Source organism: Jezberella sp. (assembly GCF_964834465.1).
This window is the reverse complement of sequence record NZ_CBAZRM010000017.1, coordinates 19,331-32,119: the sequence shown is the minus strand read 5'-3', so window position 1 is coordinate 32,119 and position 12,789 is coordinate 19,331. Positions and strand designations below refer to the sequence as shown.

The window sequence follows — 12,789 nt, the reverse complement described above, 5'->3', positions numbered from 1 at the left end:
TTTATCTGCCGGTACTTGAGTGAATGAATGTTCGTCAATGAGAGCGACGCTGTCGTCGCGCAAACCCCTAGTTACGTCAATCGGCGTCGAAACTCATCAGGGCAGGCCTATGCGTGGTTAGCGTTGGCAGTGGTGGTTCACGCCGCCGCTATCGCTTTGTCTGGCATGGGGCGTGTCCATCTGGCTGACACAAGCGTGGTGACTGCCGAAGTTGATTTGATCCCCTGGGGTTCGACCGCCATGCAAGACAATGATGTCAATGTAGAGGCAGCTGTTTCGCGACAAGCGACTCAAGCGAGTGCCACCGATGCTGCTCAGGTCGCGAGCACTTCGCCCGCCGAGGAAGTTGCTCATCCATTTGACGACAGCCGCGCGTTACCGGCAGAAGAAAAACCAGTCGAAGTAGCAACCCCCAGAAAACTTGAGAGCCCGCCTGTCAAGCCAAAGCCAATACCTGTTCGTACCAAACGAGAGGTCATCGATAAATCAGTCAAACCGTCCGCACCGCAAGACAGCGCCATCGACGTCAACAAACCATCTGGGTCAACGAATGGGCCTATGACGAATTCAAACGGCCTCAATACTCAAAGCCAATCAGCAGCGAGTGCCCCAACGACCGGGGATGACAGGGGGCCAAAGCCCCTTAAGAATGGTAAACCGCCTTATCCCCACGCCGCGCTGCGAGCCAAACAGGAAGGGATCGTCGTGATGAACTTGGATATCGGATCTGATGGTTTGGTCAATCGAGCAGAGTTGGCTAGAACCAGCGGCGTTCAAGCGCTAGACCAGTCAGCGTTAACCACGGCCATGACTTGGCTTTTTACGCCAGCGATTCGAGGCGGAAAGCCTGTTTCTGAGCGCGTACAAATCGGCGTCAAATTCGATCTGAAGAGCCAGTAGGTCACGAGCTAGGCGGTTAATTGTCCTATCGCCTGCGTCAGACGTATGGCGGGATGCTCATCAAGTGCAACCGTGATGTCGAGAATCTTTATTGTCAGCTCATGAGCGTAGTCGCTACTATTTTGCTTGAATTTTGCAAAGAAATCCTCGTCAGAGGCAGGGTTTTCTGGCTCGCCTTTGGCAAGCGGTACTTCGATCCCATATGACTGGCCCTGTTTAGTCATGATGGTCATCGTCGCACCCCGCTCACGCGGATAGCTCAGTGCCCAGCGCTCATCCGTTGACCATTGAATGTTGTTCGCGAGTTGAAGAATCTCAGGATTCTGCAAGACAGAATGACGATACCTGTCCTCGCTCGCGTCGCCATAAAAAGCCGCCATGGCAGTCGAATAGGGGATGCTGAATTTTGCGCCTTCCACGGTGTCGGGGCGCCCTGCAGTGCCGCAAAAACTGACGGCAACGGGATAGGTTGCAACCATGACCCTGTCGATGTGTTGAAAACTTAGCTGATGGTTGGCCATCACTGATAGCAATCCGTCAATAGCTGGATGGATATGCCGGCAAGCGGCGTGCAATTTGACGTACTGATCCATAATATAAAACTCAGTGCCTAGGCCATCGAACAGGCGATCGATTTGGACGTCATCGGCCATTGCCTTGAATAGCCCTTTCGAACCCTCCAGCGCCGTCGTGGGCCCGACTGCACCTCGCAGGGCCATCTCAACGGAAAGAATGCCTGCCATCGCAGCTTTGCCGGGGTGCAAAGGCTTTACCATCGATCCATGGTGCAAGATCTCAAGCAAACCAGCACCCTGTAGTGCTGAGATACCAAGTGCGTTGGCCATTTGAGAAGGATTCAACTCTGCCAGGACGCCGCACGCCACCGTTGCGCCCAAGACGCCCAAGGTACCGGTGGTGTGAAATCCGCGATTCAAATGCGAAGGATTCATCGCTTTAGCCAAGCGGTTCGTTATCTCGTATCCCATTGCAATGGCGAGTATTAGCGCTTTGCCGCTGAGTTGTCGAGATTCGGCGTAGGCCAGTGCGGCTGGGATGACTGCGACCCCCGCATGCACGCCGCCATGCCTATAGCCATCATCCATATCGAGCGCATGGGCGCTGATCCCATTGCCAAGCGCGGCGTGGATGGCGGGTACCTTGTGTGAGGTCCCAAACAGCGTCGCCTCCTCAATCCCTTTTAAGCCCGCAAGATAGTCAATCATCATGCCCGGAAAATCCATCTTCAGACCGGCGATCATGACACCGACCAGATCAAGCGTCAGCATTTTTGTTTTCTGCACCACGGGCTGAGGTAGATCGTCAAACTTGATTTGACAGAAGAACTCGGCAAAACGCTCAAGCAGAGTAGGGGAGTCGCTCATCACAGGATCTCTTTTCGACTAAGTATGAAGCTAGTGACCTTTAAGCACGGCGGGGCGTTTGTCAACAAATGCAGCGACGGCCTCTCGATGGTCCTCGGTTGAGTACATCGCCGACATGTGTGACGCGGCCATGTCTAAATGCGTTCGCAAGTCGACACGCTCACTTTGCCGTGCAGCGCGTTTCATCATTCTGACCGCAACTTGCGGCTGTGCCGCGATTTGCGCTGCCATTTCATAGGTCGTTGTCATCAGCTGATCATCATCGACCACTTTGTTCACCAAACCAAGTTTTTCGGCTTCGTCGGCTTCAACAAATCGAGCCGTCCAAAATAATTCAAGTGCTTTGGGCAAACCCACCAGACGCGGTAGAAACCAGGTACCGCCATCACCGGCAAACAGACCGACCTTGATATACGTCTCGGCAAAGCGGGCACTACGAGCAGCAATACGGATGTCCCCCATCAATGCCATATCCATGCCAGCCCCTGTTGCAACGCCATTGACCGCCACAATCAGAGGCTTGTCGATAGATTCAAGCAGCGTCGGGATCCGATGCACGTAGTCCGATAGAAAACGACGTCTTTGATAGGCACTATCTTCTGTCCGATTATTCATATTGCCAACATCACCCCCAGAGCAGAATCCCTTGCCTGTACCGGTCAACACAATGACGTGAATATCCTCGCGTGCGGCACAAGCTTCTAGCGCGTTTGCCCAAGCGATCAACATCTCTTGAGTAAACGCGTTGTACTTCTCGGGTCTATTGAGCCGGATAGTTGCAATTTTTTCTCTGACATCGAAAATTAATTGATCAGTCACGCGTGAGTCCTCTGATTAAGTGGTTTATTGATAAGCGCTCGGGCGCGTGCCTTTTTTGTTCACAGGGCAATCGTACGAGAGACAGGGGTTAGTTAAACAGTGAAATCAGATTTTGAGGGATGACCAGAATGATGCCGTGCCTTGGACTATCGATATCCGCGATTAAAAAAAATGACAGCGAAACGATGAACGGAATCACGAGAAAGAGTTTCCAGTGGGCTTTGAAATGACGAGCCCCTAAGCCAAGAATGACCGCACCACAGAGAGCAACTGCAAACAGCAGAAACCAAGCCACGATTGGGATTCTGTTGGACCAAGCCGCGTGTGTGTATCCCTGCGAATTGAACACATCATTCATCCCGGATACGGCCAAAGCGGTGATGGGCGTAGGTTGGTTTTGGGCCAGTGCCAGGATATCGATCCAAAGTTTCTGTTGAATTGCCGTCGTTGACTGCGCAATTTTCGCTAACTGGGTGTCGTCACGTTCGGTGTAAAAGGCAATGCGCAAATCGGTGTATTGCTTCAGTAATTGCTTAACGTTCTGTGAGGTGGTGGCGGGCAACAAGTCTGCCCTCAGTAGCTCGGTGCCGATCGCATTGGCTTCACCTTCTTCAAGGTTTTTTCTAGCGTCGTATCGCTCTAGCGCCATCGAAAAAGAAAAGCTGATAATCAAGACGAGTAAGGTCAGCGTGGTCGTCTGTATCACCCCGAGATTGCTTCTTGCCCCTTCGAGTGATCGGCGTGCAGAGGCGAGTGTGGTTGCGCCCCACCACATCGCCATACATAGGCAAACAAAGGTAATAACAAACACAAGACGGGGTGAATCGATCAGCTGCGGCATCGTGGCGAGTTCTATTTAAAAAATGTTCGAACAATATACGTCTAAAAATGTGTATCGCCAGCGTAGTTTGTGTTGCTCTGACGGTGAAAAGTAGCTACAAAGCTTAATACGTGGACGATTCTTTGAGCGAAAGAGCGTCCATCAGAAAATAAAACGTAAAAAAGAGGAGACTAGTATGTCGCATGCAGGGCTGAGGTTTGGGATTTTTCTGGCGCCCTTTCACCGTCTGGGCGATAACCCGACACTGGGATTTCAGCGTAACCTGGAACTGATTCAGTGGCTGGATCAGCTTGGCTACGATGAAGCTTGGATTGGTGAGCACCATTCTGGCGGTTGGGAAACCATTGCCTCACCCGAGATTTTCATCGCCGCTGCAGCTGAGCGCACTCGGCACATTATGCTGGGCTCAGGTGTGACTAGCCTGCCTTATCACCACCCGTTTTTGGTTGCTCAACGCTTTGTTCAACTGGATCATATGACGCGCGGTCGAGCCATGCTTGGGTGTGGGCCCGGTGCGCTGGTCTCAGATGCCTACATGATGGGTATCGACGCTGACCATCAACGTCGCCGGATGGATGAGTCGCTGGGTGCCATCATGCATTTGCTCGACGGTCAAGAGCCCTTGACGCTCAAAACTGACTGGTTCGAGTTGCGTGATGCACGGCTTCACCTCGCGCCTTACACAAAAGGGGGATTCCCGATTGCGGTCGCGAGCGCGACAACGCCTTCGGGTGTGTTAACGGCTGGCAAATATGGTGTTGGCTTGCTGTCGCTCGGCGCGGCCTTGCCCGGTGGCCCGCAAAAGCTTGCCGAGCAGTGGCAGCTGGGCGAGGCTGAGGCGGCCAAACATGGCAAAACCATGAGTCGTGATAATTGGCGTCTGGTGATCAACCTGCATGTAGCAAAAGACGATGAGCAAGCCATCAGAGAGGTCAAACATGGCGAGCGCCTTGAAACGCTGAGCTATTTTAGTGAGACACTTGGGCGTCCGCCCATGCGAAGTGAGAATCCGCTGGGTGACGGGCTGGCTGCAGGCACGACCTTGGTCGGTTCACCCGACACAGTTGCAGCGGGCATCGAACGTTTGTTGACATTCACGGGTGGTGGCGCAGGTGCGGTTTTGTTTAGATCTCACGAATGGGCAACACGCGAGCAGACGCTGCGCAGTTACGAGTTGTTTGCGCGCTGGGTCATGCCGAGATTTCAGGGAAGTCTGAATACCTTAAGAGATTCGCGTGAATGGTTAAGCGCAAACCGAAGCGGAATTCTCGGTCCGAGTATGGGGGCGTTGCGCAAGGCATTTACAGACGTCGGACAAGAGGTACCCAACCATATGCGCTTGAATCTGCATACTGGCAGTGCACCGCTTGAAGAGACACCCAGCAGGCCATAATTGGTCGTGAGCGGGCGTATCCGGCAAGGGGCGCTAAAGCCCCCTTGCCCGACGTTACGTCTTGCTTGCTGTTGCCTTGATGAAACCCAGGACAGCTTTGATCGTCTCTTCCGTTGATTTTTGGTTGTAGCCAACATGCGCACCCATGGCGATACAAGGATCTGAGTAACTGAACGAGAGCTTTGAGGCCTCGTTCACGATGTTGCCAGGCTTATCCTCAATAAATTTACAATTCCGTGTGCTCTGTGCTTTGGCGATTTCGAGGCGCTTTGGGGTGAGTGGGCCGTCATAGCTATGATCGCTGTTGACGTAGTCATCCGTGATGCCATGAAATAAGCGCATGGGGGCACCGGTGACCTCAGTATCACCGATGTAACGGGTGTTGCATGGTGTGTAGAGCCCAATATGCCCCGCAAACTGGGCCTGACCCCCATACATTTGCTTGAAGCGAGTGGACGCTGAAAATATGGAAGCAACGGCACCTTTAGAAAATCCCATGACGTAAATGTGTTTAGCATCAATGCGGGGGTGTGTGGCCAGCAGGTCGAGCGACTTGTAGGCATCCACCATCATGGCGAGGCTACCGAGTTGGGTCTGATCTTGGACAGTACTGACAATGCCTCGACCGCTGAAGGTGTCGACCACAAAGGTCGCAATCCCCGCCTGATTCAGATGATGGATCCACATATCCATTGCACCCCCTACGCCACCGCTACCATGAACTAAAACCACCGCTGGAAATTTGGCTGCAGTGCGGACGGGTAAACGCAATTCGCCCGCCAGTGTGACAGGCTTACCTTTGCTGCTTCCGGTCAGAAATTCGTCGTTTTCCAGCGTGACGCTTGGCAAGGCGTGAACTTCTATCCTTGAAGGAATCCCTGCTGGGATCGTTTGAGCTTGGGTACTAGTGATAAGTAAGTTCGAGCCGAGCACTATAAGCATCGTAGCCACGACAGCATGAATTTGTCTCATGTTTTATCCTTTTATATAGCTTGTTCAGCGTGTTTTACTCTTGGTAAATTTAGTCGTACCAAAGGGTAAAGTCATCCACTTCTTTTCTAGCGCTGCGATAGATATTAAGAGGTGCATCCATATCCGGATAACCAATTGAAACGCCGCAGATCAGCTTCTTGGTATTGGGGATTTCAAGGAGTTCGCGGGCTGCGTCAGGGTAGTAAGATAAGGATGCTTGCAGGCACGCACCCAAGCCGAGGCCATGCGCAGCCAGGGTCAAACTCTGTATGAAGATACCCATATCCAGTGTTGACCAAGGGCCCAGTGATGCGTCCATAAAAATAAGCATGGCAACCGGCGCGTTAAAAAATTTGAAATTAATTAACCGTAATTCTTCCCGTTTGACCGTGTCATCGCGACCGACCCCAAGCGCTGCAAAGCGGTTGGCCCCGTGGGTTTTGGTTCGCTGAGCAATTGCCTCGGGCCAGCCTTTGGGTGATGGTTCGTCGGGGGTTGCTGGGGTATTTGCCGCCGCAAGGTCGTACAGCTTTTTGCTCAACAGGTCACGCTTCTGGCCCGTTATGACCGCGACTTCCCACGGCTGACTGTTGGTGTAAGAAGGGCTTCGATTGGCAGCATGAAGCATTTTTCTAAGTAGTTCGGGTGAGACTGGTGTTGATTTAAAACCTCGGACGCTGCGGCGGGTTTCGAGTCCTTCGATGAGCTCCACTGTATTTGCTCCTGGGCTTGGCGTTGAGGCCTGTTTAGATTTTTACTGTTTTTAGCATAAGGTTTGGGTCAGTCTTCAGAGATGCAGTATTCTGTTTCAGCAATTTCACCTATTTTTATAAAAAAAAGGAGACACCTTGGTCACGAATCCCTTTCACCGAACTGCTTTGGCCTTTGCTCTGACAGGCATCGCTCTTGTTGCGTCAGCTCAAACTGCTATTGCGTTAACACCAGAGCAACAACGTTTTCACGATATCTACAAAGAGCTCGTCAACATCAATACCTCCAACTCTGTGGGTGACAACACGAAAGCTGTCGTTGCCATGAAAAAGTATTTAGTTGAAGACGGTTTTGGTGAAGCGGATGTCCAGATATTTGAGCCTTTTCCGCGCAAAGGGAATCTTGTGCTGAGACTGAAAGGTGACGGCAGCAAAAAGCCCATTCTGTTGCTGGCACACGTCGATGCAGTCGAGGCAAAAAGAGAAGACTGGAAAACCGACCCGTTTGTCCTGCAGGAAGACGGCGGCTATTTCACCGCAAGAGCCGCAGTGGATGATAAGGCTATGGCTTCAGCCTTTGTGTCCATTCTGGGGCAACTCAAGCGCGAAGGGTTCGCCCCTAAGCGGGATATTATTCTCGCTTTAACGTCTGATGAAGAACTAGGTGATGTCCCGACCAATGGTGCCTGGTGGTTGATTAAAAATCATCCTGAGCTGATCACCGCCGATTTTGGTATCAACGAAGGGGGGGGAGGGCAGCTCAACAACGGAAAGCCTATTCTGCAGCGGGTACAAGTGGCTGAAAAAATGTATACCACTTATGAGCTTGAGGTTAAGGATGTCGGTGGACACAGCTCCTTACCGACCCCGAACAATCCCGCCTACCCACTGACAGCCGCGTTGACCCGGATCGGTGAATACAAGTTTCCGGTCAAGTTGGCTGAGGTCACTAAAGTCTACTTTGAGCGCAGTGCCAAATTTGAAACAGGCCAAGTTAAAGAGGACATGCTGGCCGTGGCAGCGGGCAAGCCCAGTCAGCAAGCCGTCGATCGTCTATCTAAGGTGGCGCTCTATAACGCCACACTCCGAACAACTTGCGTTGTCACTCGAATTAACGCGGGCCACGCTGATAACGCCTTACCGCAAACTGCAAAAGCGACGGTGAATTGCCGCATCTTGCCTCACGATGATCCTACAGCGGTTGATGCGGCGTTGCGCAAATTGCTTGGCAATGACCGTATCAACATGAAAGCCGTCAACCCGCCTTTGGCAAGTCCTCCATCACCGCTTCGTAAAGATGTGGTGGATGTCATTGAAGGGTTGACGCAAAAAATGTGGCCAGGCGCCACCGTTGTCCCGTTCATGAGTACAGGTGCTACGGATAGCCGTTTCATGCGTAACGCAGGAATGTCCATGTACGGCGTGTCCGGTATCTTTTTCGAGCCCAGCGACTCCCGTTCTCATGGGCTCGACGAACGCGTCGAACAAAAACGTTTGTACGACGGGCGTGAGTTCATGTATCAGATGATCAAGCAGTTTGCACAGTAAGTTTCTCAAACCAGCGCCTGGCCAGACGATCCCAGAATTGTGATCCGATGGTCAGGTTGTCATCGTTAAAATCGTATTCAGCGGTATGCAAATTGATGCCCGGCAGGCCGTTCAACCCATTGCCGATGAACCCGTAGGCACCGGGCACTTTCAACAACATGAAGCTGAAGTCTTCCCCGGTCATGGCTGGCAAGACATCGGGAAATGCATTTTCTTTGCCCACACACTCTGCCATGATCTCAGCCATGAAGTGGGCTTCATCACGGTGATTGTCGGTGCAAGGATAGCCTTTGGTCAGCTCGACCTTTGCGGTCGTGCCGTGCGCAGCAGCGACATGATTGCTCATGCGCTCAATGGCCTTCAGCAAATGAGTCTGGGTTTCAGTACCCAAGGTGCGAAGCGTGCCGGAAATTTTGGCTTCAAACGGAATGATGTTGACTGCAGTACCCGCTTCAATTTGAGCAATCGTCAAAACAGCGCTATCCAGAGGATTGACCGTGCGAGAGACCAACGTTTGTAGCTGCATCACCAATGCACAGGCGACGGGGATAGGATCGATGGTCGAGTGTGGTTGAGCGGCGTGACCCCCTTTGCCGCAAATGGTGATCTCGATCTTATCGGTTGCTGCCATGATGGGACCAACACGCACCGCCATTTGCCCACTGGGTAAGGGCGGCCAGTTGTGCAGTGCGAAAACTGCTTTGACGGGGAATTTCTCAAATAGACCGTCTTCGATCATTTTCTGTGCCCCGGCACCACCTTCTTCGCCTGGCTGGAAGATGAAGTGGACGGTGCCATTAAAATCCGGATTCTTGCTTAGCAGGGTGGCCCCGCCTAGCAACATCGCTGTGTGGCCGTCGTGTCCGCAGGCATGCATTCGGCCGATGTTTTTGCTCGCGTGATCAAAACTGTTTTTTTCAACAATGGGCAAGGCATCCATGTCTGCTCTGAGTGCAAGCGCGTGGCTTGCGTCGCTCGCGTTGGGTCCTTTGCCCTTGAGGCTTGCCACCAGACCTGTTTTACCCAACCCTCGATGCACCTGTAGCCCTAAAGACGCGAGGTAATGGGCGATCTGATCTGCAGTCCGGACTTCTTCGAACTTGAGCTCAGGGTGTGCATGAATATCCCGTCGAAATTTCAACAGGCTACCCAAGTAGGGAGTGATATCAGCGCGCGCTAGCATGGCAATCCTTCTTGTGGTGTTAGTTCCAACACCAACATCATACTCAAGTGTTGTACTGTTCAATCATTTTGACGAGTGCGTAGACGGCTTGATTCGCAGGCGTTTCAATGCCGTAATGCTTTGCTTTTTTAACAATAAAGCCATTCAGGTAATCAATTTCAGTTGGCTTTCGACGGGCAATATCTTGGCCGGTGGATGATTTTTGGGTTGCCATGGTCTTAGGGATTTGGTCGATGACTCGGTGAGCCTCGGCATCGGTCAGGGCAATCCCCTCGTGTCGAGCGATGACGACGACTTCGTGGCCCAAGGCATCAATCAAGTTGCGGACCGATTCAACTTGAACCATGTCGCCATACCTGATCTGGCCGATCGCCGAGATGCCGTTGAAGCAGCAATTGACCAGAAATTTGTACCAAAGCTCATAACGCACGTCGATCGAGATCGCGCAGGGGACGCCTGAGGCGTCGAAAAGTTGGGAGACTGCGGTCAGTTCTTGAGTGCTCTGATCCTTTCTGCTGCCTTCGGGCTCCCAGTGGCCAATCACCAGCTCGCCTCTGCCATGATGTTTGAGGTGACCTGGCCCAGCCATGGCAGTCGCCACATAGACCACGGCTGGGTAAACGGCGTGATCGGTTAGCGCACGAATTCGGTGGCAGTTGTCGACACCGTTCTGTAGGCTGAGCAGGATGACTGTGGGTTTGAGAAATGGTTTGATGGCTTCGATTGTCTTGCCCGTATCTGGCGACTTGACGCAAAACAAGATGATGTCCGCTTGCGCGATGGCCTCAAGACGGTCTGTCGCTTTAATCGTGACGTGCTCTTTGAACGACAGGCAATCCATGTACAACCCATCGCGATTGATGGCTTGGACATGGTCTGGTCTGGCAATCAAGGTGACGTCGTGGCCGGCGCGCGCCAGCATGCCGCCGAAAAAACAACCGACTGCACCAGCACCCATCACAACAATATTGGGATGTTTCATGTTTTGCACTTTTAAGTGGTTGGATTGAGCGACGATAGTCGTCAAAAAGTTCGGGCTCGCCCAACGTCTATCATACGATGTCTGCGGACTGGACTTTGAAAGGTATCAGCTCGTTAAGATCTAGAGAGTCGGGAACGACCAAAGACGACACAAAAAGAGAGGAGGACCCTAATCATGAAACAAGCCAACGACCGCGAGAGATTTTCTGTGCAACCGCCTTTACCTGCCGTAGCGCCCGCACTCATCGGCTTCACACCAGAAAAACTAGACAGAATCGATCGTTTTTTTCATCGAGAGATCGCTGCAGAAAGAGTCCCTGGCGCCGTATTGGCAATCGCTCGACGTGGCAAACTGGCCTATCACAAAGCCTTTGGTTATCGTGACCGGGTGAACGCTGTGCCGATGACGACAGACACGGTTTTTGCCCTCGCTTCGATGACTAAGATCATGGCGTCGGTGGCAGCGCTGACCTTGACCGAACAGGGCTTGTTGCCGCTTCGAGCGAAACTGACCGATTATTTCCCATCGTTTGCGGACATGCAGGTTGGTGTATTGCAGGTGGACGGCAGTCTCAGCTTCGAACCGCAACAGCGCCCGATTTTGATTCACGACTTGCTGCGCCATACGTCCGGGTTGACGTACGGCGGACGAAGCGATCATCCAGTGGCAAAGCGCTATCCCACCGGTGATGCGCCACCCATCGATGGCGATATCGACCAGTTTATTGAACGACTGACGAAACTGCCGCTGATGCAACAGCCGGGACGCGCTTTCGAGTACGGTTTTTCTTCGGATGTATTGGGCGCGGTCATTGAAAAAGTCACCCAAAAACGCCTGGGTGACGTTTTAGCGCAAACACTCTGGCAACCCTTGCGAATGTCGGACGCCACATTTCGCGTACCTGCAGAAAAAAAATCGCTGCTCGCTCAGCCCTTTGCCAATAATCCACTTGATGGCAAGCCGCAGCAGATCCGCTTCTTGACGCATGAGACCAAGTTTGATTGTGGCGGTGCCGGTGCGTTTGCCACCGTGGGTGACTATCTTCGGTTTGGACAGATGCTCGTCAACGGTGCCGTCTTGGATGGAAAACGCATCTTGAGCCCACAAGTCGTAGCGTGGATGACGTCAGATCATCTCGGCACCGACATCCAGAACTTCGTCGCTGGGATTGAACCTCACCGAGAAGGTTATGGCTTTGGCTTGGGGGTTGCAGTCCGTACCCAACCGGGGATAGCTGCAGTGCCAGGTAATGTGGGTGAGTTCACTTGGAACGGCGCCTACGGAACTGCCTTCTTTGCAGATCCTCAAGAGGAATTAGTTGTCGTGTTGGGGACGGCAGCACCAGGCGATTTGCGCAAATACTATCGCGAGCAAGTGCAAAATCTGGTCTATGGCGCCATGAGTGAGTGATGACTCACTCATTTATACTAAGCATGACTTTAATGCTTAGGTAGACGGATATACAATGAGGGCATTGGTCCGAGCTTATTGGTTACATCGATTATCACGTTATGGCATGTGAGAACAATAACAAAACAGTCTATGTGGTCGATGATGATCCATCGATCAGGTTGGGGCTCGTGCACGCGTTTGAATTGGCGCACTACGACGTCATTGCGTTTGCGTCGGCCGTTGACTTCTTGTCTGTCGAACAGCCTCGTTGGCCTGCGGTCTTAATATTGGACGTGAGGATGGGCGATATGACCGGGGTCGAGTTGCAAACGAGCTTAGCGACTAAAGGTCTGGATTTGCCCATTATTTTTATTTCTGGATCTAGCACCGTGTACGAGAGTGTCAAAGCCATGAAAGGGGGGGCGGTTGATTTTTTGCTGAAACCTTTCCAGATGAAAGATTTGCTGACGGTGACGGAAACCGCGTTTGTGGATCTGTTGGCGGGTGTTGCACCCTACCGACAGCAACCGTCTCGTCTCCAATGAAATCCATGAAAAGCTGGGTAATCATGGTGTTACTGCATGAATTGAATGCAAGACATACGATCTTTGCTTCACTACAATGCAGCGTGGCGAGTGACCGGATCGACTCGCCCTATTGCCATGGG

Annotated in this window: 12 protein-coding genes; 5 read left to right on the top strand and 7 right to left on the bottom strand. The window is 52.3% G+C overall.

Translation table 11 applies throughout. The features are described from left to right. Nucleotides 1–27 precede the first annotated feature (27 nt). A complete protein-coding gene (locus AC1W8Y_RS13265; protein WP_482014967.1) occupies nt 28–900 on the top strand; it encodes an energy transducer TonB in 873 nt (290 codons plus the stop codon). Between the two features lie 8 nt (nt 901–908). Here AC1W8Y_RS13265 and AC1W8Y_RS13260 read toward each other — a convergent pair whose 3' ends face one another. From AC1W8Y_RS13260 to AC1W8Y_RS13250, 3 genes are all read right to left on the bottom strand, one after another. Next, entirely contained in the window at nt 909–2,282 is a 1,374-nt protein-coding gene (locus tag AC1W8Y_RS13260) for an MmgE/PrpD family protein (RefSeq protein WP_482014966.1), read from the bottom strand. Between the two features lie 30 nt (nt 2,283–2,312). Further along, entirely contained in the window at nt 2,313–3,101 is a 789-nt protein-coding gene (locus AC1W8Y_RS13255) for an enoyl-CoA hydratase/isomerase family protein (RefSeq protein WP_482014965.1), read from the bottom strand. An 88-nt stretch (nt 3,102–3,189) separates the two neighbouring features. Then, complete coding sequence (locus AC1W8Y_RS13250) at nt 3,190–3,942, bottom strand: bestrophin-like domain (protein ID WP_482014964.1); 753 nt, start codon at nt 3,940–3,942, stop codon at nt 3,190–3,192. A gap of 175 nt (nt 3,943–4,117) precedes the next feature. On the opposite strand from AC1W8Y_RS13250, the gene AC1W8Y_RS13245 reads away from it, so the two are divergent. Next, on the top strand, nt 4,118–5,335 hold the full coding sequence (locus AC1W8Y_RS13245) for an LLM class flavin-dependent oxidoreductase (protein WP_482014963.1): 1,218 nt from the start codon (nt 4,118–4,120) through the stop codon (nt 5,333–5,335). Between the two features lie 54 nt (nt 5,336–5,389). On the opposite strand, the gene AC1W8Y_RS13240 is transcribed toward AC1W8Y_RS13245, so the two are convergent. Both AC1W8Y_RS13240 and AC1W8Y_RS13235 read right to left on the bottom strand, forming a co-directional pair. Further along, nucleotides 5,390–6,307: a dienelactone hydrolase family protein gene (locus tag AC1W8Y_RS13240; RefSeq protein WP_482014962.1), complete on the bottom strand. Its 918-nt coding sequence runs from the start codon at nt 6,305–6,307 to the stop codon at nt 5,390–5,392. Nucleotides 6,308–6,356: 49 nt separating this feature from the next. Next, on the bottom strand, nt 6,357–7,019 hold the full coding sequence (locus AC1W8Y_RS13235) for a nitroreductase (RefSeq protein WP_482014961.1): 663 nt from the start codon (nt 7,017–7,019) through the stop codon (nt 6,357–6,359). A 136-nt stretch (nt 7,020–7,155) separates the two neighbouring features. Here AC1W8Y_RS13235 and AC1W8Y_RS13230 point away from each other — a divergent pair, with 136 nt between their 5' ends. Then, on the top strand, nt 7,156–8,565 hold the full coding sequence (locus AC1W8Y_RS13230) for a M20/M25/M40 family metallo-hydrolase (RefSeq protein WP_482014960.1): 1,410 nt from the start codon (nt 7,156–7,158) through the stop codon (nt 8,563–8,565). Here the strand turns inward: AC1W8Y_RS13230 and AC1W8Y_RS13225 are convergent. Both AC1W8Y_RS13225 and AC1W8Y_RS13220 read right to left on the bottom strand, forming a co-directional pair. Next, nucleotides 8,546–9,748 (bottom strand): M20 aminoacylase family protein, encoded by a 1,203-nt coding sequence (locus AC1W8Y_RS13225; protein ID WP_482014959.1) that lies wholly within the window; start codon nt 9,746–9,748, stop codon nt 8,546–8,548. The two genes, AC1W8Y_RS13230 and AC1W8Y_RS13225, sit on opposite strands and share 20 nt — an antisense overlap. 43 nt (nt 9,749–9,791) lie before the next feature. Further along, complete coding sequence (locus AC1W8Y_RS13220) at nt 9,792–10,730, bottom strand: ketopantoate reductase family protein (RefSeq protein ID WP_482014958.1); 939 nt, start codon at nt 10,728–10,730, stop codon at nt 9,792–9,794. A 174-nt stretch (nt 10,731–10,904) separates the two neighbouring features. Here AC1W8Y_RS13220 and AC1W8Y_RS13215 point away from each other — a divergent pair, with 174 nt between their 5' ends. Together AC1W8Y_RS13215 and AC1W8Y_RS13210 are read left to right on the top strand one after the other, a co-directional pair. After that, complete coding sequence (locus tag AC1W8Y_RS13215; protein ID WP_482014957.1) at nt 10,905–12,140, top strand: serine hydrolase domain-containing protein; 1,236 nt, start codon at nt 10,905–10,907, stop codon at nt 12,138–12,140. A 101-nt stretch (nt 12,141–12,241) separates the two neighbouring features. Continuing rightward, complete coding sequence (locus tag AC1W8Y_RS13210; protein ID WP_482014956.1) at nt 12,242–12,667, top strand: response regulator transcription factor; 426 nt, start codon at nt 12,242–12,244, stop codon at nt 12,665–12,667. Nucleotides 12,668–12,789 lie beyond the last annotated feature (122 nt).